We start from the raw sequence: 23,534 nt of genomic DNA, 5'->3' as shown, positions 1-23,534 counted from the left end.
CCCTTCTACGTGTGGGTGCCTGTCACGCGATGTGCTCGTCCGTCAGTTCCGCGTTGAGGCGGTTGGAGAAGCGATTCACCATGCGCTTGGCCTCGGCCTCCTCAAGGGTGACGCCGTACGTCGCCTCGATGTCGGCGATGAGGGCGCGCGGGGTCGGGGCCCCGTTCCCGCCCTTGGTGTTCTCACGGAAGACCTGGTAGTAGTCCTCCTCCGACGGCCCCGGGGTGCCGCCGCCCTCGCCCAGCTCACGCGTACGGTTCGGGCCGGCCGGGATGGGGAAGCTGCCGGTCTCCTCCGGGGAGGGTTCAGGGGCCCGGAGGCCGGGCCCCTGCGGCTCGGGGCCCTGGAGCTCAGGGGCCTCGAACTGCTGCTGCTGGAAGCGGGGGTCCCGGGGGTCCGGCTCGAAGCGGCGGTACTGCTCGTACGAGCCGTCCTGCGCGTACTGCTCCGGGTCCTGCTCCTCGTACCACCCCTCGTACTGCTCCTCCGGCTCGTACGAGGGGTCGTAGCCGCCCTGGTACGGGACCTCCTGGGGGTGGCGGGCGTGGAGCCACGGGCTCTCGTCGACCGGGGGCTCCTGCTCGGTGTAGCCCTGCCTCTGGTGCTCGGCGCTTTCCGGTCGCTGCTGGGTGGGGGTGCTCTCCAGCTGGGGGCGCTGCTCGCCGGGAGGTGCCGCCGCGCCCACCTGTGCCGCCCCAGCGGCACGATTGCCCGCAGCTGGGGCGACCTCGACCTGCGGAACCGGCGGGAGCAGGGCCGGTTCTATGCCCGCCGCCGCCAGGCCCGCCGGGGCCGTCTCCGCCAGGGGGACGCCGAAGCGGGCCAGGCGGAGCGGCATCAGGGATTCGACCGGGGCCTTGCGGCGCCAGGCGCGGCCGTAGCGGGAGCGCAGACGGGCCTGGTAGACGAGACGTTCCTGCTCCAGCTTGATCACCTGGTCGTAGGAGCGCAGCTCCCAGAGCTTCATCCGGCGCCAGAGCAGGAAGGTGGGGACGGGGGAGAGCAGCCAGCGGGTGAGGCGGACGCCCTCCATGTGCTTGTCGGCGGTGATGTCGGCGATCCGGCCGACCGCGTGCCGGGCCGCCTCGACCGCGACGACGAACAGGATCGGGATCACCGAGTGCATGCCCACGCCGAGCGGGTCCGGCCAGGCCGCCGCGCCGTTGAACGCGATCGTGGCCGCCGTCAGCAGCCACGCCGTCTGGCGGAGCAGGGGGAAGGGGATGCGGATCCAGGTCAGCAGGAGATCCAGGGCGAGCAGGACACAGATGCCCGCGTCGATTCCGATGGGGAAGACGTACGAGAAGTTCCCGAAGCCCTTCTGGACCGCCAGTTCCCGTACCGCCGCGTACGAACCCGCGAAGCCGATTCCGGCGATGATGACGGCGCCGAACACGACCACGCCGATGAGAACGCGGTGCATTCGAGTCAGCTGCATTGGCGCGGCCACCCGTACTCCCCTCCCCTTGCGTGTTGTTGCGCGCAACAGAGTGGCACATGTGTACGGCGAACGGGTTGCCGAATGGCGTCGAGCCCGCCCCCCGAGGGGACCGGGCTCGCATGAACCACCAGGTGAGACGCGGCTACGACTTGGTCTTCCGGCTGCCGGACGTGGACGAACCCGAGTCCGAATCGGAATCCGCGGCCTTGTCCGCGCCGGCGTCCCCGTCGGAACTCACGTCCGCGCCGGAACCGCCCGACGACGACCCCTTGGCCGCTTCCTTCGAGGCCTCCTTCGAGGGGGCCTTGGAGGCGCTCTTCGACGGCGACGCCGACGCGTCCGTGCCGTCGTTCGCGTCCTCGATCGCCTTCACGGCGTCCTCGGCGGCGGACTTCGCGGATTTCAGCAGCGCGGCCGCGTCCGGGGTCTTCTCACCGGCCAGACCGGCACCGTTGTAGTCGACCGTGATGACCACGTTCTCCGTGCGCACCACGATCGTCTGCTGCTTGAAGGTGTCCCCGTCCTTCTTCAGGTCGTACTTGACCACCGTCGCCTGATCGCCCAGACCCGTCGCCGGCTCCGTCTTGACGTTCTTCGCGCCGTCCACGGCCTTCGCCGCGGTCACCTTCGACTCCAGCGCCTTGGCCGCGCGGTCCTCACCCGGGCCGTTCGCCGCGTCCGAGGCCAGCAGGTGCAGGGAGACGCTCAGCCAGCGGTACTGCGAGCCGTCCACACCGTTGTTGTCGAGGCTGATCCAGCGGCAGTCGCCGGTCACGTTCGCCTCGGACTTGTTGATCGCCTTGCCCGACTTCACGCCCTCGGGGACCAGCGACTTCAGCGTCTTGTCGGGGAACACCTCGCACGCGTCCGGCAGCGTCGCGTACTTCGCGGCGACGACCTCCGGCGTGGCGCTCTCCTTCACGGACTGCTCCGCGCCCGCCGGCGTCTCGTCACCGGAGGCGCCGTCGGAGCCGGAGTCCGAGGAGCAGCCGACCGCCAGCAGCAGCACCGGCACGACCGCCGCGCCCGCGAGAACCCGGGCCCGGCCCGGACGCCCGCGACGTCCGACACGCGTCACCGGCACCGAAGGCGCGATGCGCGGCGACTGATGCTGATCTGACTCTGCGGCTCGTTGCATGGTTCCTTCACAATCGGATCGGGTCTCCGAGAGGCCACCGTACGCGGTGAAGAAGAAGTGCGGTTCTGGTTCAGGTGGTTCACGTGTGGGCCCGAACCGCCCCCGGGCGGCCCTCAGTCGTCGAACGCCTCCGCCAGCCGCTCCGCCAGATTCCGGGCCCTGTCCTGCATTTCCTCGCTGTCCGGCACCACCGTCGTGGTCGCCGGCTGCTCCTCGTACTCCACGGTCACGATCACGTTGGACGTGCGGAACACCACAGTCACGGTCCGCTGCCCGCTCGTTCCGAGGGCGTCGTCGAGGAACGCCTCGTCCCCGAGGCCGTCGAGCGTGCGTGGCTGGAGGGAGGCGGGGGTCCCGGAGGCGGAGGGGGTGGAGGATCCGGTCGTACCTGACGTACCAGATGAACCGGACGAACCGGTGGTGTTCGAGGTGTTCGATGCCTTTGAGGAGCCGGGGGAAGGTGTCGTACCGGACGTGGTGGCCGAGGGGTTCGCCGACGCGTCCTCGGTGGTGTTCCCCGTCTCCGCCGGCTCGTCCGTCTCCTCGTCGTCCCCCTCGGTGGCGGTCGGTGTCGGCTCCGGCAGATCGGCCGCCTCGACCTTCCCGCCGTAGACCTCCTGCGCCTTGTTGTCGTCGCTGACCCCGTTGCCCCACGACACGATGCGTTCGAAGTCGACGAAGAGATAGTGGGTGGCGTCCGGGGACTCCACCTTCCAGCGGCAGCCGGCCTTGTGGTCCGTGTCGTACGTCTGCGTCGCGTCGCCCTCGTACGCCTGCTCGCGCTGGGCCGCGTCCGGGAGTTGCCTGATGCCGGGCAGAAGGGTGTCGAGGGTGCTCTGGTCGACCGAGCCGCAGGGCTCCGGGAGTGTGGCGTAGCGGCCGGGCTGGGCGACGGTGGCCGAGGAGTTGGCCTCGCCCGGGCGGGGGTCGTCCTTGGAGCCGTCGTCGCTGGATCCCGTGCACGCGGCCAGGAGTGCCGCGAGGAGCACGGCGACGCCGGGTACGTATGCCTTCCGCTGCACGGTGGGGCTCCTCTCGACGGGGTCCCTCGGGACGCCTGCGCAGTCCTGCCTGTGGTTATTCACTTGCCGCCCGGGGGTGACCCCCGGGCACCATGTGTATCGCACGCACTGCTGTGAACGCCGGTCCGGCATCCCTTTCGTAGACCTTGGCGACGGTTTTGCGTTACGCGACTTTGATCTGTTTTCCGGGGGAATGAGAGCGATATGTCGTACGTCGAGATACCGGGCGCGAAGGTACCCATCCGTCTGTGGACCGACCCCGCGTCGGTGGAGGAGGGCGCGCTCCAGCAACTCCGCAACGTCGCCACCCTCCCCTGGATCAAGGGCCTCGCCGTCATGCCGGACGTGCATTACGGCAAGGGCGCGACGGTGGGCTCCGTCATCGCCATGCGGGGGGCCGTGTGTCCCGCGGCGGTCGGCGTGGACATCGGCTGCGGGATGTCGGCGGTGAAGACCTCCCTGACGGCCAACGACCTTCCCGGCGACCTGTCCCGGCTGCGCTCGAAGGTCGAGCAGGCGATCCCGGTGGGCCGGGGCATGCACGACGACCCCGTCGACCCGGAACGGCTGCACGGCTTCGCCGCCGGGGGCTGGGAGGGGTTCTGGGGGCGGTTCGACGGGGTGGCGGAGGCGGTCAAGTTCCGTCATGACCGGGCAGGGAAGCAGATGGGGACGCTCGGTGGCGGCAACCACTTCGTCGAAATCTGCACCGATACGACCGGTTCCGTCTGGTTGATGCTGCACTCCGGCTCCCGCAACATCGGCAAGGAGCTGGCGGAGTATCACATCGGCATCGCCCAGAAGCTCCCGCACAACCAGGGCCTGGTCGACCGCGACCTCGCCGTCTTCATCGCGGACACCCCGCAGATGGCGGCGTACCGCAACGACCTGTTCTGGGCGCAGGAGTACGCGAAGTACAACCGTTCGATCATGATGGCGCTCCTCAAGGACGTCGTCCGCAAGGAGTTCAAGAAGGCGAGGCCGACCTTCGAACCCGAGATCAGCGCCCACCACAACTACGTGGCCGAGGAGCGCTACGACGGCATGGACCTCCTGGTGACCCGTAAGGGCGCGATCCGCGCGGGCTCCGGCGAGTACGGGATCATCCCGGGCTCGATGGGCACCGGTTCGTACATCGTGAAGGGTCTCGGCAACGAGAAGGCGTTCAACTCGGCCTCGCACGGCGCCGGTCGGCGGATGAGCCGGACGGCGGCCAAGCGCCGCTTCTCGACGAAGGACCTGGAGGAGCAGACGCGGGGCGTGGAGTGCCGCAAGGACTCCGGCGTCGTCGACGAGATCCCGGGTGCGTACAAGCCGATCGAGCAGGTCATCGACCAGCAGCGGGACCTGGTGCAGGTGGTGGCGAAGCTGAAGCAGGTCGTGTGTGTGAAGGGCTGAGCCCGGTCCGCGGCGCGGCCCCGGTCGGGCGGGGCCGGCCGGCACACCGGCATGCGCGGAGGGGCGTGGCAGGCTGAGGGCATGGTCATCGCCCGTTCCGCTGCTCTGTTTCTGCTAGCCGCCCTGTTCGAGATCGGGGGCGCCTGGCTGGTGTGGCAGGGGGTGCGGGAGCACCGGGGGTGGGTGTGGATCGGGGCCGGGGTCGTGGCGCTGGGGGCGTACGGGTTCGTGGCGACCTTCCAGCCGGACGCGCACTTCGGGCGGATCCTCGCCGCGTACGGGGGGATCTTCGTCGCCGGGTCGATCGCCTGGGGGATGGTCGCGGACGGCTACCGGCCCGACCGCTGGGACGTGACGGGCGCGCTGATCTGCCTCGCGGGCATGGCCGTGATCATGTACGCGCCGCGGGGCGGCTGACCGCGCCCGGTGGGGCGGGGGTCGTCCGCTATGTGGGCTGTGCCATCTCCTCGGGCAGCAGGCCGAGTTGGTTCAGGAAGTCCAGCTGGTCGAAGTAGAGCCGGTAGCTGACGATCTGGCCGTCCCGGACGGTGGCGAAGTCCACGCCGCGCATGCTGATGTCCTTGTGCGTGGCGGGGAGGGACGTTCCGTCGGGGAACGCCAGCGGGCCGGTGTTCGTGCCGCTGAAGATGCCCTCGTCGATGGCGGTGTCGCCGACCTCGAAGGACGTCAGCGACTCGTACCGCGCCTCGGGCATGGCATCCGTCATCTGCTGCCAGTACTCGGCGATGGCGTCCCGGCCGTGGAGTTCTCCGCCGTCGGGGGTGTGGGCGACCGCGTCCTCCGCGAACAGGTTCGCGACGGTCTTGGGGTCCTGGTGTGTGGTGAGCGCCTCGGTGAGCTGGTCCATCAGCTCGCGCGCCTGTCCCATGATCCACCTCCTGTACCGGGGATCACCTCTCTCATTGTCGCACCGCCCGCCTATCCTGGCCGGGCAGAGACCGACGTTCGATCCGTACCGCCCCAGGAGCAGCTCATGGCCACCGCCGCACCGTCCGCCGCCTCCCGCATCGCCGTCGTCACCGGTGCGAGCAGCGGGATCGGCGCCGCCACGGCCCGGCAGCTCGCCGCGGCCGGGTACCGGGTGGTGCTCACCGCGCGGCGCAAGGACCGGATCGAGGCGCTGGCCGAGGAGATCAACAAGGGCGGCGGGCAGGCCACGGCGTACCCGCTGGACGTCACGGACCGCGCGGCGGTGGACGAGTTCGCGTCCGCGTTCAAGACGATCGGTGTGCTGGTCAACAACGCGGGCGGCGCGCTCGGCGCCGACCCGGTGGCCACGGGCGACCCGGCCGACTGGCGCACGATGTACGAGACGAACGTCATCGGCACGCTCCATGTCACCCAGGCCCTGCTGCCCGCGCTGACCGCGAGCGGTGACGGCACGGTGGTCGTGGTCTCGTCGACGGCCGGGCACGGGACGTACGAGGGCGGCGCGGGCTATGTCGCCGCCAAGCACGGCGCGCACGTCCTCGCGGAGACACTGCGGCTGGAGATCGTCGGGACGCCGGTGCGGGTGATCGAGGTCGCGCCCGGCATGGTGAAGACGGACGAGTTCGCGCTGACCCGCTTCGGCGGCGACGCGGCGAAGGCGGCGAGCGTCTACGCGGGCGTCGCGGAGCCGCTGACCGCCGACGACGTCGCCGACACCATCGCCTGGGCGGTCACCCGGCCCAGCCATGTGAACGTCGACCTTCTCGTCCTGCGCCCCCGCGCCCAGGCCTCCAACACCAAGGTCCACCGGGAGTCGTGATGCCTCCTGGGGACGAGGGCCTGGCGCAGGAGAAGCGCCGGCTCGCCGAGGAGAAGAAGAACGAGCGGTATGTGTGGTGGTACCTCGCGTACTTCCTCTTCGGCATCCATCTCGTGGCGTTCGTGATGATCTACGCGGTCATGCACGCGAAGTAGGTCCGCCGGGGGGCACCGCCTGCGCGTACGTCGTCGGCGGCGGGGTCGCGGGACGTGGAAGCGGACCCGGGCGAAGAGCTTGCCACCGGCAGCGGGCGGCCGTGGCGTGGGGCGCCTCCGGAACAGTGGAATAGAGGGAGCGGTGTCCTCGTTCAGGGGTATAGTTGAATCGTAAACAACCTGGAGGGTGGCAGCGATGATGCAGTTCGGGATCTTCAGCGTCGGCGATGTGACGCCGGACCCCACGACGGGCCGGACGCCGACCGAGCGCGAGCGCATCAAGGCCATGGTCGCGATCGCGCTGAAGGCCGAGGAGGTCGGCCTCGACGTCTTCGCCACCGGTGAGCACCACAACCCGCCGTTCGTGCCGTCCTCGCCGACCACGATGCTCGGCTATGTCGCCGCGCGCACCGAGAAGCTGATCCTCTCCACCTCCACGACCCTCATCACCACCAACGACCCGGTGAAGATCGCCGAGGACTTCGCGATGCTCCAGCACCTGGCCGACGGCCGGGTGGACCTGATGATGGGGCGCGGCAACACCGGCCCGGTCTACCCGTGGTTCGGGCAGGACATCCGGCAGGGCATCAACCTCGCCGTCGAGAACTACGCGCTGCTGCGCCGGCTGTGGCGCGAGGACGTCGTCACCTGGGAGGGCAAGTTCCGCACGCCGCTCCAGGGCTTCACCTCCACGCCCCGTCCGCTGGACGGCGTACCGCCGTTCGTCTGGCACGGCTCCATCCGCTCGCCCGAGATCGCCGAGCAGGCCGCGTACTACGGCGACGGGTTCTTCCACAACAACATCTTCTGGCCGGCCGAGCACACCCAGCGCATGATCGAGCTGTACCGGCAGCGGTACGCCCACTACGGGCACGGCACGCCCGAACAGGCGATCGTGGGCCTCGGCGGACACATCTTCATGCGGAGGAACTCGCAGGACGCGGTACGGGAGTTCCGGCCGTACTTCGACGTCGCGCCGGTCTACGGCAACGGGCCCTCCCTGGAGGACTTCGCCGACCAGACGCCGCTCACGGTCGGTTCGCCGCAGCAGGTGATCGAGAAGACGCTGGCGTTCCGCGAGTACGCCGGTGACTACCAGCGGCAGCTGTTCCTGATCGACCACGCGGGGCTGCCCCTGAAGACCGTCCTGGAGCAGCTCGACATGCTCGGCGAGGAGGTCGTGCCGGTGCTGCGGGAGGAGTTCGCGAAGGGCCGCCCGGCGGACGTGCCGGACGCGCCGACCCACGGCTCGCTGCTGGACGCGGCGGGGAACAAGGACGCGGAGAAGAAGGAGAGCGTGTCGTGAAGCTCGTCGTCGTCTCGGCGGGGCTGAGTGTGCCCTCGTCCACGCGGCTGCTGGGCGACCGGCTCGCCGCCGCCGTGGTCGGGCGGGACACGTCGGTCGAGGTGCGGGTGGTCGAACTGCGGGACCTCGCGGTGGAGATCGCGCACCACTTCACCAGCGGGTTCCCCGGCCGCAAGCTCGCCACCGCGCTGGACGCGGTGGCGGGGGCGGACGGTCTCGTGGTGGTGACGCCGGTGTTCTCGGCGTCCTACAGCGGGCTGTTCAAGTCCTTCTTCGACGTGCTGGACCGGGACGCGCTGGCCGGGAAGCCGGTGCTGATCGCCGCGACCGGGGGGTCGGCCCGGCATTCGCTGGTGCTGGAGCACGCGTTGCGGCCGCTGTTCGCCCATCTGCGGGCGGTCGTGGTGCCCACGGGGGTGTACGCCGCGTCGGAGGACTGGGGTGCGGAGGGGCTGGCCGGGCGGATCGAGCGGGCGGGGTCGGAGTTGGCCGGGTTGATGACCGGGCTGTCCCGGCGGGCGACTGTCGAGCCGGTCGAGCCCGAGGGGTTCGTCGTCGTTCCCTTCGAGGAGCGGTTGGCGGCGCTTCAGGGCTGAGATTCGCCGTGGGGGTGCGGTCGGAGTCAGGCTGCGGGCTGTTTGTGGTTGCTCGCGCAGTTCCCCGCGCCCCTGAAGACAGCTGGGGTTGCCCTCTTCCAGGCATGTGCCCTCCGCCGCAGCCAGCCCTTCGCCCTCGTCGAGCCCCGTTCCCAGGTGCGTCGGAGCTTCGTCTCGCGCAGCTCGGCGAACAGGTGCTCGTACTTGGAGACGATGGGGGCCGGGTCGTAGCGGTGGGCGCTCGCCAGGGCGGCCCGGCCCATGGCGCGGCGCAGGGAGGCGTCCGCCGTGAGGTCCAGGATGGCGTCGGCCAGGGCGTGCGGGTCGTCGACCGGGACGAGGCGGCCGTCCACGCCGTCGGTGATGATCTCGGCCGGGCCCAGCGGGCAGTCGGTGCTGACGACGGGGACCCCGCAGCGCATGGCCTCGACGAGGGTCATGCCGAAGGACTCGGCGTCGGACGCGCTGACCACGAGGGAGGCCCGCGCGAACTCCTCCTCGATGGGGGTGTGCGGACCCATCAGATGGGCCCGGCCGGTCAGGCCGAGGTCCTGCACGAGGGTCTCCAGACGGCCCTGCTGTTTGCCGCCGCCGTAGATCCGCAGCTGCCAGTCGGGTTCCTTCGCGGCGACCTTCGCGAACGCCTCCAGGAGCAGGTCGAAGCGTTTGCCGCGGGCGAGGCGGCCGGCGGCCGCGATGACGGGGGCCGTGCCGTCCGACGGGGCGACCCCGGCCTCCGGGACGATGTTGGGCACCGACATCACCCGTACGCCCGGCAGTTTCATCCGTGCGCGGTACACCGCCGCGTCCGCCGCCGTCGTCGTGACGACCGCGTCCAGGGTGCGGTAGTGGCGGGCGAGGACCTTGCGGAGCTGCTTGGTGTGGGCGTCGTGGCGCAGGTGTTCCTGGGCGATGCGCAGGGCGCGGCGGGGCGCGAAGCGAGCGAGGTAGACGTTGATGCCGGGGCGGGTGCCGATGACGACGTCCGCGTCGCTGCGGGCCAGATAGGCGCGGACCCGGAGGTCGGTGAGCCGGCTGTACTGACGGTGCCGCTTGTCCTCGGCCGGGAAGTCCGTCGCGGGCTGCGCCTGGGCGGGATCGCGCAGGTCGGGACTGTACGGGCGGATGTCCACCAGGGGGACGATCCGGACCCTCGGGTCGACCGTGAAGCGGGGCTCGTCCAGGTGGCGGGCCATCGAGGCGATCTCCACGTCGTGGTGGTCCGCGAGCGCCGACGCCAGGTTCAGCGTCGTACGGACGGTGCCGCCGATGGCGTACGCGTTGTGCAGGAGGAACACGATCTTCATGCGGCGGCTCAAGGCCCTACCTTCCCGACGGCGTGAGCGGTGCGGTGATGCAGTTGTGCGGAGGTGGCGCTGTTGTCCGATGTTGTGGATGGTGGTGCTGGTTTGGCTGGTTCGGACCCTTTGTACTCCATCTGCTCGCCATGCCCGGGTTCCCGTGCGGAGTGGTGTCACACGGACACGCTGCTCCGGAGGAGTAAGCCGGACGCGCGGTCGGGGTGAGAGGCCGGTAAGAAGGGCCGTCCGGCGCTTCCGGCGAGGTGGTGGGCGCCCGTGACCTTGGCAGACTGGTGGGGTGCCCCAGAACGTGCTGCTCGCCGAGGACGACCGTGCCATCCGCCATGCCCTGGAACGCGCGCTGACCCTGGAGGGGTACGAGGTCACGGCGGTCGCCGACGGCGTCGAGGCGCTCGCCCAGGCGCACCGCAACCGGCCCGACGTGCTCGTGCTCGATGTGATGATGCCCGGCATAGACGGCCTCCAGGTCTGCCGGGTGCTGCGCGCGGAGGGGGACAGGACGCCGATCCTGATGCTCACCGCGCTGGTGGAGACCGCCGACCGGATCGCCGGCCTCGACGCCGGGGCCGACGACTACGTCGTCAAACCGTTCGACGTGGAAGAGGTGTTCGCCCGGCTGCGGGCGCTGCTGCGGCGGACGGGCGGTTCGGACGGCTTCGCGGCTCCGGCCCCGTCGGCGGCCGCGTCCCCGTCGACCGGCGCGTCCCCGTCCGCCGGCGCGTCCCCCTCCGCCGGCGCTGTTTCGGAGACCGGCGGGCTCCTCACGGCCGCGGGGCTGCGGATGGACGTACAGGCGCGGCGGGCGTGGCGGGGCGCGCGCGAACTGGAGCTGACACGCACCGAGTTCGACCTGCTGGAACTGCTCGTCCGCAACGCCGGCATCGTCCTCGACCACGCGACCATCTACGACCGGATCTGGGGCTACGACTTCGGGCCCGGCTCCAAGAACCTCGCCGTCTACGTCGGTTATCTGCGCCGCAAGCTCGACGAGCCCGGGGCGCCGGCGCTGATCCACACCGTGCGGGGTGTGGGGTACGCGCTGCGGGAAGACTGAGGGCGGCGCGCGATGCCGCCGCCCCGTGGTGTCCGGGTGGTGCCCCGGCTGCTCTCCCGGCTGAAGCCGGTGCCCTCGCTGCGGGCCACGTTCACCGTGTCGTTCGTGGCGGTGGCGTGTGTGGTCACCGTCCTCGTCGGGATCCTCAGCTACAGCGCGGCGGCGCGGCTGGTGCGGGTCGACGAGCAGACGGTGTTCGCCGAGGTCGTGCGTGATCTGCGGGAGTTGGTGGAGCAGGACCCGCTGACGCCGGAGGACTTCGCGACGAGCGACACCGGCGGCCCGCGCGACGACCTGATCCGCTCCGGCCGTACGGACGTCCAGGTGCTCGGCCCGCACGGGGAGATCCTCGACAAGGGCGCCCCCGGCCTGCCCGTGCGCGACGCCGACCGCCGGACGGCCGACGCGGCGCTCGCCGGGGTGATGGTGGAGCACGGCGAGGTCGAGGTCGGCGACGACCGCTACCGGGTGGTGACCGTCGCGCTCGGCGGTGGCCGGGGCGCGGTGCAGGTCGCGCAGGAGTTCAGCGACACGGAGGACCTGCTGCGGGAGTTGCAGCAGCGGACCCTGCTGTTCGTCTCCGGTGTCGTCATCTCGGCCGGGTTGTTCGGGTGGTGGCTGGCGCGGCGGCAGACCCGGCGGCTGGTACAGCTGGCGGGGGCGGCGGAGGACGTGGCCCGGACCGGGCATCTGGGCATCCAGGTGCCGGTGGCGGGGCGGGACGAGGTGGGGCGGCTCGGCCGTTCGTTCGACCGGATGCTGGTCCGGCTGGCCCAGTCGGAGGAGGACCAGCGGCGGCTGGTGCAGGACGCGGGTCATGAGCTGCGCACCCCGCTCACCTCCCTCCGGACGAACATCTCCCTGCTGAGGCGCATCGACGAGCTGCCGCCCCGGGTGCGGGAGGAGCTGGTGGACGACCTCTCCCAGGAGGCCCTCGAACTGACCGACCTGGTCAACGAGTTGGTCGACCTCGCGGCCGGGCAGTCCAGCACCGAGCCGGTGCAGCGGGTGCAGTTGGCCGACCTCGCGGAGGACGTCGCCGGGACCGCGCGGCGGCGCACCGGGCGCGAGGTCGTCGTCCGGGTGGCCGGGGACACGACGGTCGAGGGGCGGGCCGGGGCGCTCCAGCGGGCCGTCTCCAACCTGGTGGAGAACGCGGCCAAGTTCGACCGCGGCGGCACGGGGGCGATCGTGGTCGTGGTCGCCCGGGGGTCGGCGGGGGCCCTCGGTGAGCTGGGCGGACTGGGCGAGCTGGGCGACCACGGCGAAGTCGGCGGACTGGCCGGTCCGGGCGAACCCGGCGACGACTCCGACGTCGTCCGCGTCGAGGTCCTCGACCGGGGCCCCGGCGTCCCCGACTGCGACCTCGAACGCATCTTCGACCGCTTCTATCGGGCCCCCGACGCCCGCAGCCTCCCCGGCTCGGGCCTCGGCCTCTCCATCGTCAGAGCCGTGGCCTCCGCCCACGGCGGCGCCCCGTTCGCATTCCGCCGCGAGGGCGGCGGCCTGGTGACCGGGTTCACGGTGCGGGGGGCCGCCGAGAACCAGGGCGGCTGACGGGGGAGAGCGGCTGACGGGCGGGGCCGGCCTCGACGTCTCGTGGCGACCGGCACCGTGCGAGCCGAGTGAGCCGCGTCGCGCGACGGGGGTGGCTCAGGTGGTCGGGTGGGTTGCTCCCGCGCTCCAGCGGCCGAGTACCGGTTCGCCGAAGGTGCGGGCCGTCCAGCACAGGGTCTGGCCGTGGCGGGCGAAGAGCTCGTCACGGTCGTCGAAGTGGCCGAGGTCGGCGACGACCCGGGCGGAGAGGTCGCAGGCGGTGCCCGGTCCGGAACCGGCCTCGGTGCCGCAGGCGTCCCACCGCACGCCCGTACGGGCCACCGCGTCGAAGAGGGTCTCGCCGCCCTTGTTGGCGAAGCCGTCGCCGCCCGCCGCAGGGGCGTCGAAGAGTTCGCCAATGGGGACCCAGGCGCCGCTGATCCTGAACTCCGGCCAGGCCAGCAGGACCTGTTCCGGCACGAACGGCTTCAGCCGCGGGAACCGCGGATACCAGAAGGTCCCGTCCACCAGCAGCCCGCGCACCCGCGTCCGCACCCGGACCGCCCGCGCGACCGCCTCCAGCGCCGCCATCCGCTGACTGCACGAGCCCCGCCCGAGCCGCAGCGTCCGCGACACCCGCCGGCGATCCTCCACGGAGTACACCGGCCGTACGTCCCGCGCGATGATCCGGTGCGCGCTGCGCAGCGCGTCGCGCGGTGTCGCCTCGCTCAGCACCCGGCGCGCGAGCGCCCCGACCAGCGGATCGTCGTGGTCCAGGATCGCGGTGGCCCGGGTGGAGCCGACCACGCCCGAAGGCTCCCGCACCGCCACCGCGGCCCGTTTGACCTGCGCGTTGTTGGACATGAGCAACCGACTGGTCATGACAGTTCCGTCCCCGTACCCGTTGTGTCCGCGCTCCCGGGGGAGCGCCGCCCGTCCCCTGCGGGCGCCCTCCCGCCCATCATCACACGACCCGCCGACCTGCTCGCGAACCACTCTGGGTAAGGGTCGCGCCGGGGGTCCCGGGCCTCCTCCGACGCGCTTTCGTAGTACTTCCCTCGACCCCATTGCGGCGGTGTGAACGTGCCGACTACGGTCATTCCTGCGCTCACGGAGAGTGCTCGAACCATTACTCATGTGTACCGCCAGTTGAAAGCGCACCCCGGGCCGTCGACACCCGAGGAGGAGCCACAGACGCGGTAGGGACGCGTACGAATCCCTCTCGTCGCAACGGAGTTGATCACCCATGACCGAAACTGCCCGCAGTCTCCGCGCCCCAATCCCCAGCGCCCCCTGGCTCTCGTCCGCGGCGACGACGTACACCCTGTTCTGTCCGTCCCTCGACACCTCACCGCTCATCGCCCGCGACTTCGTCGCCACCGTCCTGCGCACCCTGGGCCTCGACACCCTCGTCGACGCGGCCGCCCTGTGCACGTCCGAACTGGTCACGAACGCCTGTGTGCACGCCAAAGGTGGAGGATCGGTTCTCTGGCTGGCGGTGGAGACCTGGCGCGTCCGGGTCATCGTCTTCGACGGCGACGAGAACCCGCCGGTCATGCGGGAGTTGACCCCGGGCGGCTGGGAGGAGGGCGGACGCGGCCTCTACCTCGTGGACGCCCTCACCGAGGGCCACTGGGGCACCGCCGCCGGCCACTGGGGCACCGCCGTCGCCCTCCCGCACGACGGCGGTCTCGTCCACCTCGACGGCAAGGCGGTCTGGTTCGACCTGGCGGCCCCGAACAAGCGCCCGACCGCCCGGGCCGGACAGCCCGCGGAGACCGGTCCAGGTCCGACGGCCCCCACAAACCGGTTGGGTCCGGTGGCTCTCCCGTATTACATGGCGGGGGACAGGAGTTCGACGGGCTGAGCGGGACGGTGGGGCATGCGGAGCAGGGCCGGGTTTGTCGCGGACGTGTACGGGCTCGTGGGCCGGGCGTGGGAGATGGTGCCCGTCGCACGGGGGGCGTTGGGACGGATCTGGCGGCTCTCGGACGGGAGCGGTGCGGCATGGGCGGTCAAGGAGCTGCTCTTCGGGTGCGACGAGGAACAGGTGGCCCGGGAGGCCGCGTTGCGGAACGCGGCGCAGGGGCTCGGGATCGCGGCGCCCCGGTTCCACGCCGGCCGGGACGGGGCGTACGTGACACGGCTGCCGGAGTCGATGGGCGGGTCGTACGTGAAGCTGTACGACTGGGTCGACGGGAGCGAGGCGGATCCCCGCGACCCGGAGAACCTCGCCTGGTGCGGGCGGACCCTGGCGCTGCTGCACCGCGCGGGCGAGGGGGCGAAGGAGCCCGTGAACGACTGGTACGAGCGGTGTCCCGGGGAAGCGGACTGGGCCGCGGTGTGCGAGGGCGCCCGGCGGGCCGGCGTGCCGTGGGCGGACGCGCTGGAGCGGTTCGCGGCCACGGAGGCGCTGGAACTGGCGCGCCACGTCACCCCGTCCAAAGGCGCGGACACCGTGATCTCGCACCTCGACATGCGGCCGCAGAACGTGCTGGTGGGCCCCTCCGGCCCCGCCCTGCTCGACTGGGACAACGCCGGACCCGTCTCGGCGGCCCGTGAACTCGCCCGCGCCGTCCACGTGTGGGCCGGCGGCAACGACTTCCGCGCCGACTCCGCCCGCCGGCTGGTGCGCGGCTACCTGGACGCCGGAGGGCCCGCGGTCGTCGAGGGCGTGGAGTCCTTCTCCCTGCTCATCGCGACGGACCTCAACTACCTGCGGCTCCAGGCCGAATGCGCGATCGATCCACAGGAGACCCCGGAACAGCGGGAGTTCGCGAGCGGTCAGGTCGTCGGCCTCCTGGGGAACCTGCCGGACCCGGCCGCCGTCTCCCGGCTGGCGCGGGTCCTGGCCGCCGAGTGGTGAGAGCCCCGGGAGCCGAAAGGACTCCGCGCCGCCGTCACGCCGGGCGTCGGGGGCCGCGTTCAGGTGCGGGCGTCGAGGACCGCGTTCAGGTGCGGTCGATGTGGACGTTCGTGGACTTCACCCGGGCCGTGGCCTCCATGCCGACCTCCAGGCCCAGTTCCTCCACGGCCTCCCGGGTGAGCAGCGAGACCAGGCGGTGCGGGCCCGCCTGGATCTCGACCTGGGCCGCCACGTCACCGAGCTTCACGGCGGTGACGATCCCGGCGAAGGCGTTGCGCGCCGACGTGTACGGGACCTCCGCCTCGTCGGCGGCGTCCCGCGCCAGCCGCACCGAGAAGGCCGCGAGGTCCTTCCCGTCGATGAGCCGACGCCCGCTCTCGTCGCGCCGCGTCGCCACCCGGCCCGCGTCCGCCCAGCGCCGCGCGGTGTCGGGGCTGACCCCGAGCAGCCGCGCGGCCTGCCCGATCGTGTAGGACTGCATGGGCGCCAAGATATGCGCCCCGGCACGCCCACGCCTCAGCGCGCCCCGGCGCCGCCCGCGACCTGTGCCGTACGCCGTCGGCCCGCGCGGCCGATGAACACCGCCCCCACGGCCATCAGCAGCCCGACCGCCGCCGCGCCGCCCCCGATCGCCACCAGGTCCGTCTCCAGCGCGGGGTGCTTGGTCTTCGAGGTGCCGTCCGGCGTGCCGAGGTGCTCCTCGCCCCGGTACGCCACCGGCTCCGTCCGGTCCGCCGGCGGCTTCGCGGCTGCCTCGATCGCGGCGGGCGCGTCGATGACGCCGTACCCGTCCAGCGGGCTGTGGCCCCGGTCGGCGTGCCCGGCGGTCGTGGTCAGGATCGTCCTGACCTGGGCCGGGGTCAGCTTGTCGTTGCGGGAGAGCATCAGCGCGACGACACCGGAGGCCAGGGCCGTCGCGGGCGAGGTCCCGTCGATCGTCGCGTAACCGCCGGAACTGCTCGCGCTCATGATGTCGACGCCGGGTGCCGCGACCGCGTTGTACGTCCGCACGGTGGAGAAGGCGGCCCGGGTGCCGTCCTGCTGGAGCGCGGCGACCGCGATCACGCCCGGGTAACCCGCCGGGTACTGGGCGTCGTTGAAGAGGTCGCCGTTGTTGCCCGCCGAGGCGAGGACCGGGACGCCCGCGAGGGCCGCGCGGCCCAGGGCGTCCGTCTCGTCCTCGTCGTAGCTGTTGCCGAGGAGCTGGTCGCCGATGGACATGGAGATCACGTCGGCGCCGTGCTCGATCGCGTAGTCGATCCCCTGGGCGACGGGGTTGCCGCCCTCGCTGTACCCCGGCTCCCCGCTGCCGTCGGTCACCCGGAGCGAGAGGATCTTCGCCTTCGGCGCGACCTTGAGGACGTCCGAGGCCATCGCCGTGCCGTGCCGGCCCTCGTTGTCCGCCTCCTCGGAGTCCGAGCCCTCCCCGATGTAGTCGGGGCCGGTGGTCACCTGGCCCTTGAGGGCGGGGTGGTCGGCCTGCACGCCGGTGTCGAGGACCGCGACGGTGATGCCCTCGCCCTGCGCGAGCCGCTGCGCCGCGTCCAGCTTCAGCGTCTGGTACTCCCAGGACCGCGGTACCGTCTCGGCCGCGCTCGCCGGGCTCGTGGTGGCCACGGCGAACAGCAGCGCCGCCGCGGAGGTGACGACGCCGGTCCGCCGTAGGGTCGTGCCGCTCATGAGGTCTCCAGCAACAGGTCACCGAGGTGGTGGCCGACGTCTTCGCACAGGGCCTTCGCGGCGCCCCGCCACGGGGCGCGGTCGTCGCCGGCGTCCCAGTTGTGGCTGCCGTACTCGCCCGGCAGATGACCCGCCCGACGGCCGTCGACCGCGCCGGTGGAGGCCACGAGGACGTACGGCAACGACGACTCCGGAACGGCGATCCCCGCACCGCCGTTGCTGCGGGCGTCGCTCCACTTCGCCGCGATCGTGCCGGGCACCGTGAACGCCTTCACCCCGACCTCCGGGTCGAGCTTGTCCTCGTCCTTCTCGAAGAACGCGGTCATCTCCGCCTTCGCGGACTCCCCGGCCGGCAGCACGATCAGCGCCACCGTGCCGATGGTGTTCCCCGTCGGGTCCACGTACGTGGCGCGCAGCACCGCCTCGCAGTCGAGCTTGGCGACGGCGGCCGAGGTGACCTTGTTCAGGCCCTTCGCGCAGTCGGTGTCCTCGGATATGCCGATGCGGTGCCAGGTGGCCCGCGAGCCGTCCGGCTTCGTGGTCGTCGTGCTCACCCGGGGGGCCAGGGCGTCGGGGAAGAGCTTGTCCGCCCGCTCGTTGCGCCACATGGTCGGGCCGTAGCCGTCACGGTTGGGAATGTCCTGGCTCGCGTTCGAGTAGGCGTGCCCGACCAGGAGGCCGCCGCCGAGCATGCCGAGCAGTCCGAGGAACCCGAGCGCCCCGGCGAGACACCCACGGGCCGCGCCGCCCTTGGCCGGGGGAGGGGTCCGGACCGGGGCGGGGTGGGACTGCGGGTGGCCCGGGGGCTGGGGTGCCTGGCCCGGGTGGGGTGTCTGCGCCGGGTACTGCTGCGGCCAGGATCCCTGCTGGGGCGGTTGGCCGTACGGCGCGGGCGGTTGGCCGTACGGCGCGGGCGGTTGGCCGTACGGCTGGGGCGGCTGCCCGTAGGGGCCGGGCGGTTGTCCGTGGCCTCCGGCAGGGCCGGGTTGCCGGGGCGGTGTCGGATAGGACATGGCCCCTCTCCTCGTCGTCGGTGTCATCGGAAGGACGTACGACGCACGGAGGAGCGGGCGGAGCCGGCCACGCGAAAACGGCAACGCGAAGCGAACGTGACAACGCGTGGCGAAAACGCCGGAGTTGCACCCGCACATGCCCCCGTACATGCGAACGCCGATCATATAGAGCCACGGTGACGGGTTGTCGACCGCCTCGTAGGGAAGCGGCCGCACGAGGCTGGTCCGTACACAGAGACGTGTACGGCGGACATCGGGACGGGGAGCCCATGGTCCGGGTGACTCTCCTGACCCGCTGAACAGTCCTTCGTCTCACCGCAGCGCGGTCATGAACTTCCCCAACCGGGCGATCCCTTCACGCAGTTCGTCCGAGGAGGCCGCGTAGGAGAGGCGGACGTGGGTGTCGGCGGTGTGTGTGCCGAAGTCCCGGCCGGGCGTGAGGGCCACATGCGCCTCCCGCAGAGCCCGCTCGCAGAACTGCCAGGAGGTGAGGCCGGTCCCGCTGACGTCGAAGTAGACGTAGAACGCGCCGTCGGGCGGGACCGGGACCGGCAGCCCGATCCGCGCCAGCCCGTCCAGGACGAGCGCCCGTCGCTCGCCGAACTCCACCCGGCGCGCCTCGCACACCGCGAGGGACTCGGGGGTGAAGCAGGCGAGGGCGGCGTGCTGGGCCGGGGCGGAGGCGCAGAGGAAGTAGTTCTGGGCGAGGCGCTCCAGGGCCGGTACGAGGGCCTCGGGGACGACGCACCAGCCGAGCCGCCAGCCGGTCATGCCGAAGTACTTCGAGAAGCTGTTGATCACGACGGCTCCGGGGTCGTACGACAGCGCGCTGCGCGGCGGCCGACCCCGCTCGTCGTGGTCGCCGAGGTCGAGGTAGATCTCGTCGACGAGCCGCCACGCGTCCCGCTCGCGGGCCAGGTCGCACAGGGCGGCCAGCTCGGCGGGCGGGACGGAGGTGCCGGTGGGGTTGGACGGGGTGGCGACCATGAGTCCGCGCGTACGGTCCGTCCAGTGCGCCCGCACCGCCGCCGCGTCCAGCTGGAACCGGCTCGCGGCGGTGGTGGGCACGAGGGTGACATCGGCGCCGAAGCTCTCGACGATCTGCCGGTTGCACGGGTAGGAGGGGTCGCCGATGAGGACCTCGTCACCGGGGTCGACGAGCGCGGCGGTGGCCAGCACGAGCGCGGCCGAGGCGCCGGCCGTGACGACGACCCGCCCGGGATCGACCTCGACGCCGTGCCGGTCGCGGTAGAAGCCGGCGACGGCCTCGCGCAGGGCGGGCAGGCCGAGCGCCGCCGTGTACGTCATCGGCCGCCCGTCCATCACCTCCCGCATGGCCTCCACGACCGCCGGGGGCGCGCCGAAGTCCGGTTCCCCGAGGCTGAGTTTGACGACGTCATGGCCCTGGGCGGTCAGCGCGGCGGCCTGCTTGGCGAACTCCATGGCGTAGAAGGGGGCGACGCCCTGGGCCCGCCGCGAGACCCGCACCCCGCCCGCGCTGCCCGCACTGCTGCTCGTGTTGCTCATACGGCCCATGCTGCGGCCCGGGGGGTCCCGGAGGCCAGCGAGGACCGAGGTACGGACAGGTGAGCGCCCCATGGGTCGGGGATGGCGGTCTCGTCGGCGGGTGCGGGTGCATGGGGCTTCTCGCGCAGTTCCCCGCGCCCCTCAAAGCTTCAGGCCCCTGCGGGCCTGAAGAGCACGGGGCGCAGCCCCTGTTTTTCAGGGGCGCGGGGAACTGCGCGAGGAGCCCCACCGGCCCGCGCCCGCCGACGAACCCCGCCCGCGCGTTCCCCCGCCGCTACGCCGTGAGGGCCCCGGCCACCAGGCCCGCGGCCCTGGCCACCAGCGGGTTGTCCGTGGGGCCCGCGGGGTCGTGCTTCGTCGACAGGACGGACAGGACCAGGGGCGGGCGGCCGGGCGGCCAGACGACGCCGACATCGTTGGCGATCCCGTACGCCGACCCGCCGCCGGTCTTGTCCGCGAGCGTCCAGTCGGCGGGCAGGCCGGCCCGGAAGCGCTGGATGTTAGTCGAGTTGGCGATCAGCCAGTCGGTCAGCAGTTCCCGGTCCGCGTCCCGCAGGGCCCGGCCGAGGAGGAGCCGCGCGTAGGTCCGGCCGATCGCCCGGGGCGTGGTCGTGTCCGTCGTCCGCCACGGCTCCGCCGTGTTCAGCTCCGGCTCCCAGCGGTCGAGACGGGTCGTCCGGTCGCCGAGCGAGCGGCAGAAGCGGGTGATCGCGCTCGGCCCGCCCAGCTCGCGCAGCAGCAGGTTGCCCGCCCCGTTGTCGCTGTGCGAGACCGTGGCGGAGCACAGCTCCCCGACCGTCATACCGGCCTCGACGTTCGCGTCGGTGCCCGTGATCGGGCTGTAGCCCGCGGCCTCGGCGTACTTCTTCGTGTAGTGGATCCGCTTCGCGAGGTACTCACCGTCGCGGTCGAGGTCCCGTAACACCGCTCCGGCGGCGAGCGGCTTGAACACGGAACAGATCGGGAACCGCTCGTCCGCGCGGTGTGTCACCGTGCGCCCCGTCGCCGTGTCGTGGGCGTAGACCCCCAGCCGCGCGGCGTACTCCCGCTCCAGCTCCGCCAGTTGCCGGGAGAGCCCCGCGTCGGCGCCGGCCGAGGCGTACGCCGCCCCGGAACCGGACGCGCCGAGCGCGCCGACGGTACCCAGCCCCGCCAGTCCACCGAGGCCGAGCACCGCGCGACGGCGAGGGAGGGGCTGGGAATGCGGTCTTGTGGTCACCAAGGTCGTCTCCGTAGAGGTCGTCGTGTGATCTCTGTCCGACTCGCAAAGACGCCAGTGCCGTCCCAGCGGGTTCCGTCATGGACAGCGGCGTCGGCACACGGGGGGCCGGTGCCGACCGGGTGCGAGCGCGTAGGCGCTGAGCAGACCCGCCACGCCGAGCGTGCAGTCCACGTAGAACGCGGCGGCCCGCGACGCTCCGCCGCAGACGGTGATGATGAGGACGATGCCGATCACGAGGACGGCGAGAAAGGTCACATGGTGGCGGCGAAGTGACGCCGCGAGATCGATCGGCACGTTCTCTCCCTTTTCCTGGACTCCGGCTGAGCTGAACTCCATTCGACCGGCAGGTCCGCCGACGGGTCCAGGAAATCCGACCAGCCCCGATGTACCGGGAAGAAGACCAGAATTTCGGCCTTCTTCAGTGGAATTCGGTGAAGTTCGGCGCCACTAGTGGGCGGGGTGCGATCATCTCGGCCATCCGGTTCGTGTCCGTCACATGGGGGGAATCGTGGATGGCTACCCGGGCGGTGCGCTGCCGCCGGTGCGGCGGTTCGCCGCCGAGTTACGACGGCTGCGCATCGCGGCCGGTGACCCGCAGCTCAAGACGATCGCCGCACGGGCCCAGTGCAGTCAGGCGACAGTCTCCGAGGCGCTCAACGGCCGTCGTCTGCCCAGCGAGACGGTCACCCGGCGCCTGGTCATGGCCCTGGATGGCGACTGGGCGCGCTGGAAGGAACTCTGGCGGCTCGTCCGCACCGAACTGGACGAGCTGAAGCACCAGGTGCCCGAGGCTCCGCCGAGGACCCTGCGGGCCGACATGGTCAGCTATCCGGACGCCTCTTCCCTCTACCGGGCCGCGGCTGCCGCGATCCGCGCCGCCCGTCACGAGATCCGGCTCACCTACGTACGGGTCCATCCGCCCGGCCAGTGGCTCAACGCGGAGGCGGACGCCTACTACAAGACCGTGCTGGAGTGGGCCAAGGAGCACGCCGACGGGTCCGCCAGCGTTCGGCGCATCATCGGTGTCCCGGAGCGGGACGGCGTACCGGTGCCCTCCTATCTGGCCTGGCTGCGGGAACACCAGGCGGAGGTCAGGGACGTGTACGCCTACGAGGCACGGGTGATGTCCTGGAGCAACTCCTGTTCCTGGCACAACACAGGACTTCTGGACGACTCGGTCACCTTTCTCTCTTTCTCCGGCGCCGGCCGCCAGCAAATCACCGGGCTCAGCGTCGAAGGACCGGTCTTCCTGGCGCCCTACGCGTCCATCTTCGACCAGTCCTGGAACGCGCTGCAGTCTCTCGACGAGTACGTGGCGCGGCAGGGCCCCTGACCCCTCGCCGTCACCGAGCGCGCCGGCACATGACGAGGGCGGGGTTCCTGGAACCCCGCCCGCAGTTCATGGAGCCTCGGTCTCGGCCCGGGTCAGGGCCAGACCAGGCAGTACGGCTGGTGACCCGCCTCGTGGAGGCGGTGGCTGAAGTCCTGCCATTCGTGCAGGAGTTGGTAGACGTTGAACGCGTCGCGGGGGCCGCCGCGGTCCGGGACCGTCGACCAGATGAACGCCGCCGCGCCGACCGCCTCCTCGCCGATGCCGCGCAGCGGGTCGACCACGGTCATCGGGAGCTTGACGACCGCGTAGTCGGGGTGCAGGACGACCAGTTCGAGCGGGGGCACCTTGTGGAGGGGGACGCCTTCGATGCCGGTCAGCACCATCGCGGCCATCGTCTCCGGCTTGATCTTGGTGAACATGCCGTTCATGCCCAGCTCGTCGCCGCCGAGTTCCTCGGGGCGCATCGAGATCGGGACGCGGGCCGCGGTCGCGCCGTCGGGCGCGCCGAAGTATTTGTATGTCACCCCCACCCGACCACCATTCCCGCTCCCCGCCCGGAGCCGGTTGACCACGTGGTCCAGGCCGTCCACCCGGTCCGTGCGGTCCGCGCTCTCGATGCGGTCCGTACGGTCCTTGCGGTCCGCGCGGCTCCTGCGTTCCGCACGCGTCCTGCGATCCACCAGGTCAGGCCGGTCCATCCGGTCCGTCTGATCCATTCCGTCCACACGATTGACACGATCCACATGATCGGCGCGATCCATACGGTCCATACCGTCCATACGGCTGCGCCGCCCGATCCGCTCAGAGCCACCGCTCTGGATCCGGTCGGAGCCACCGGGCGGGGTCCGCTCGGAGCCGCCGGGCGGGGTCCGGTCGGAACCGCCCTCGGACCGGCCGAGGCCGGTCTCGGAACGGTCGGGACCGCTTTCGGACCGGTCACGTCCGGCCTCGGGCCGGTCGGTGCCGGTCGGGGAACGGTCGCTGTCACCCTGTGCGCCGCGTCGGCGACGCGAGCGCGGCGGCACCTCCTGCCGCTGCTCCCGCGAACCGCGTGCGTCACGTGCATCGCGCACGTCACGTGCGTCACGTGCGTCACGCGAGTCGTGAGGGCCGAGTACGTCGTGAGGATCGTGTGAGTCGTGTGTGCCGTGTGC

At 71.7% G+C, this 23,534-nt stretch carries 24 protein-coding genes; 11 read left to right on the top strand and 13 right to left on the bottom strand.

Annotated elements, in window-relative coordinates:
- Positions 1-22 precede the first annotated feature (22 nt).
- The 3 genes from ACZ52C_RS09435 to ACZ52C_RS09425 form a co-directional block, all read right to left on the bottom strand.
- Positions 23-1,450 (bottom strand): DUF2637 domain-containing protein, encoded by a 1,428-nt coding sequence (locus ACZ52C_RS09435; protein ID WP_469074122.1) that lies wholly within the window; start codon positions 1,448-1,450, stop codon positions 23-25.
- Positions 1,451-1,583: 133 nt separating this feature from the next.
- On the bottom strand, positions 1,584-2,519 hold the full coding sequence (locus ACZ52C_RS09430; RefSeq protein WP_469074190.1) for a hypothetical protein: 936 nt from the start codon (positions 2,517-2,519) through the stop codon (positions 1,584-1,586).
- Between the two features lie 173 nt (positions 2,520-2,692).
- On the bottom strand, positions 2,693-3,601 hold the full coding sequence (locus tag ACZ52C_RS09425) for a DUF3558 domain-containing protein (protein WP_469074121.1): 909 nt from the start codon (positions 3,599-3,601) through the stop codon (positions 2,693-2,695).
- A gap of 204 nt (positions 3,602-3,805) precedes the next feature.
- Between ACZ52C_RS09425 and ACZ52C_RS09420 the strand changes: the two genes are divergently transcribed.
- Complete coding sequence (locus tag ACZ52C_RS09420) at positions 3,806-4,999, top strand: RtcB family protein (RefSeq protein ID WP_469074120.1); 1,194 nt, start codon at positions 3,806-3,808, stop codon at positions 4,997-4,999.
- Between the two features lie 81 nt (positions 5,000-5,080).
- Positions 5,081-5,416, top strand: a complete 336-nt coding sequence (locus tag ACZ52C_RS09415) for a YnfA family protein (RefSeq protein WP_239756558.1) — start codon at positions 5,081-5,083, stop codon at positions 5,414-5,416.
- Between the two features lie 28 nt (positions 5,417-5,444).
- Here the strand turns inward: ACZ52C_RS09415 and ACZ52C_RS09410 are convergent, their stop codons facing one another.
- Positions 5,445-5,888, bottom strand: a complete 444-nt coding sequence (locus ACZ52C_RS09410; protein ID WP_469074119.1) for an ester cyclase — start codon at positions 5,886-5,888, stop codon at positions 5,445-5,447.
- A gap of 105 nt (positions 5,889-5,993) precedes the next feature.
- On the opposite strand from ACZ52C_RS09410, the gene ACZ52C_RS09405 reads away from it, so the two are divergent.
- The 4 genes from ACZ52C_RS09405 (at position 5,994) to ACZ52C_RS09390 (ending at position 8,827) form a co-directional block, all read left to right on the top strand.
- Positions 5,994-6,770, top strand: a complete 777-nt coding sequence (locus ACZ52C_RS09405; protein ID WP_469074118.1) for an SDR family NAD(P)-dependent oxidoreductase — start codon at positions 5,994-5,996, stop codon at positions 6,768-6,770.
- Entirely contained in the window at positions 6,770-6,925 is a 156-nt protein-coding gene (locus ACZ52C_RS09400) for a hypothetical protein (protein WP_469074117.1), read from the top strand. The genes ACZ52C_RS09405 and ACZ52C_RS09400 overlap by 1 nt, the downstream gene beginning before the upstream one ends.
- Before the next feature lie 199 nt (positions 6,926-7,124).
- Positions 7,125-8,231, top strand: coding sequence for an LLM class flavin-dependent oxidoreductase (locus ACZ52C_RS09395; RefSeq protein WP_469074189.1), 1,107 nt, complete (start codon positions 7,125-7,127; stop codon positions 8,229-8,231).
- Positions 8,228-8,827, top strand: coding sequence for an FMN reductase (locus tag ACZ52C_RS09390; RefSeq protein ID WP_469074116.1), 600 nt, complete (start codon positions 8,228-8,230; stop codon positions 8,825-8,827). The genes ACZ52C_RS09395 and ACZ52C_RS09390 overlap by 4 nt, the downstream gene beginning before the upstream one ends.
- Positions 8,828-8,853: 26 nt before the next feature.
- On the opposite strand, the gene ACZ52C_RS09385 is transcribed toward ACZ52C_RS09390, so the two are convergent.
- Positions 8,854-10,134 (bottom strand): glycosyltransferase family 4 protein, encoded by a 1,281-nt coding sequence (locus tag ACZ52C_RS09385; RefSeq protein WP_469074188.1) that lies wholly within the window; start codon positions 10,132-10,134, stop codon positions 8,854-8,856.
- Positions 10,135-10,426: 292 nt separating this feature from the next.
- Between ACZ52C_RS09385 and ACZ52C_RS09380 the strand changes: the two genes are divergently transcribed.
- Both ACZ52C_RS09380 and ACZ52C_RS09375 read left to right on the top strand, forming a co-directional pair.
- Positions 10,427-11,203, top strand: coding sequence for a response regulator transcription factor (locus ACZ52C_RS09380; protein ID WP_469074115.1), 777 nt, complete (start codon positions 10,427-10,429; stop codon positions 11,201-11,203).
- 12 nt (positions 11,204-11,215) lie between these two features.
- On the top strand, positions 11,216-12,760 hold the full coding sequence (locus ACZ52C_RS09375; RefSeq protein ID WP_469074114.1) for a HAMP domain-containing sensor histidine kinase: 1,545 nt from the start codon (positions 11,216-11,218) through the stop codon (positions 12,758-12,760).
- A gap of 96 nt (positions 12,761-12,856) precedes the next feature.
- Here the strand turns inward: ACZ52C_RS09375 and ACZ52C_RS09370 are convergent, their stop codons facing one another.
- Positions 12,857-13,621 (bottom strand): transglutaminase domain-containing protein, encoded by a 765-nt coding sequence (locus tag ACZ52C_RS09370; protein ID WP_469074113.1) that lies wholly within the window; start codon positions 13,619-13,621, stop codon positions 12,857-12,859.
- A gap of 364 nt (positions 13,622-13,985) precedes the next feature.
- Between ACZ52C_RS09370 and ACZ52C_RS09365 the strand changes: the two genes are divergently transcribed.
- Positions 13,986-14,606, top strand: a complete 621-nt coding sequence (locus ACZ52C_RS09365; protein WP_469074112.1) for an ATP-binding protein — start codon at positions 13,986-13,988, stop codon at positions 14,604-14,606.
- 15 nt (positions 14,607-14,621) lie between these two features.
- The gene (locus tag ACZ52C_RS09360) at positions 14,622-15,605 is read left to right on the top strand and encodes a phosphotransferase enzyme family protein (RefSeq protein ID WP_469074111.1); all 984 of its coding nucleotides are present in this window, start codon (positions 14,622-14,624) and stop codon (positions 15,603-15,605) included.
- Between the two features lie 85 nt (positions 15,606-15,690).
- On the opposite strand, the gene ACZ52C_RS09355 is transcribed toward ACZ52C_RS09360, so the two are convergent.
- The 6 genes from ACZ52C_RS09355 to ACZ52C_RS09330 all read right to left on the bottom strand — a co-directional run bounded on the left by ACZ52C_RS09355 (position 15,691) and on the right by ACZ52C_RS09330 (position 21,341).
- Positions 15,691-16,086: a TOBE domain-containing protein gene (locus ACZ52C_RS09355; protein WP_045559305.1), complete on the bottom strand. Its 396-nt coding sequence runs from the start codon at positions 16,084-16,086 to the stop codon at positions 15,691-15,693.
- A 35-nt stretch (positions 16,087-16,121) separates the two neighbouring features.
- On the bottom strand, positions 16,122-17,285 hold the full coding sequence (locus tag ACZ52C_RS09350; RefSeq protein ID WP_469074110.1) for a S8 family peptidase: 1,164 nt from the start codon (positions 17,283-17,285) through the stop codon (positions 16,122-16,124).
- The gene (locus ACZ52C_RS09345; protein ID WP_469074109.1) at positions 17,282-18,298 is read right to left on the bottom strand and encodes a hypothetical protein; all 1,017 of its coding nucleotides are present in this window, start codon (positions 18,296-18,298) and stop codon (positions 17,282-17,284) included. Before ACZ52C_RS09345 ends, ACZ52C_RS09350 begins: the two co-directional genes overlap by 4 nt.
- 312 nt (positions 18,299-18,610) lie before the next feature.
- Positions 18,611-19,825, bottom strand: a complete 1,215-nt coding sequence (locus ACZ52C_RS09340) for a pyridoxal phosphate-dependent aminotransferase (protein WP_469074108.1) — start codon at positions 19,823-19,825, stop codon at positions 18,611-18,613.
- A 274-nt stretch (positions 19,826-20,099) separates the two neighbouring features.
- The gene (bla, locus tag ACZ52C_RS09335) at positions 20,100-21,044 is read right to left on the bottom strand and encodes a class A beta-lactamase (RefSeq protein WP_469074187.1); all 945 of its coding nucleotides are present in this window, start codon (positions 21,042-21,044) and stop codon (positions 20,100-20,102) included.
- A 78-nt stretch (positions 21,045-21,122) separates the two neighbouring features.
- Positions 21,123-21,341, bottom strand: a complete 219-nt coding sequence (locus tag ACZ52C_RS09330) for a hypothetical protein (protein WP_469074107.1) — start codon at positions 21,339-21,341, stop codon at positions 21,123-21,125.
- Between the two features lie 214 nt (positions 21,342-21,555).
- On the opposite strand from ACZ52C_RS09330, the gene ACZ52C_RS09325 reads away from it, so the two are divergent.
- Positions 21,556-22,380, top strand: a complete 825-nt coding sequence (locus tag ACZ52C_RS09325) for a helix-turn-helix domain-containing protein (protein WP_469074106.1) — start codon at positions 21,556-21,558, stop codon at positions 22,378-22,380.
- Between the two features lie 92 nt (positions 22,381-22,472).
- Here the strand turns inward: ACZ52C_RS09325 and ACZ52C_RS09320 are convergent, their stop codons facing one another.
- Positions 22,473-22,910: a hypothetical protein gene (locus ACZ52C_RS09320; RefSeq protein ID WP_003974483.1), complete on the bottom strand. Its 438-nt coding sequence runs from the start codon at positions 22,908-22,910 to the stop codon at positions 22,473-22,475.
- Positions 22,911-23,534 lie beyond the last annotated feature (624 nt).

It is taken from the genome of Streptomyces sp. NPDC034049, from assembly GCF_055575575.1.
Note: the sequence above shows the minus strand (reverse complement) of the source record. Positions and strands in the feature narration are given on the sequence as shown.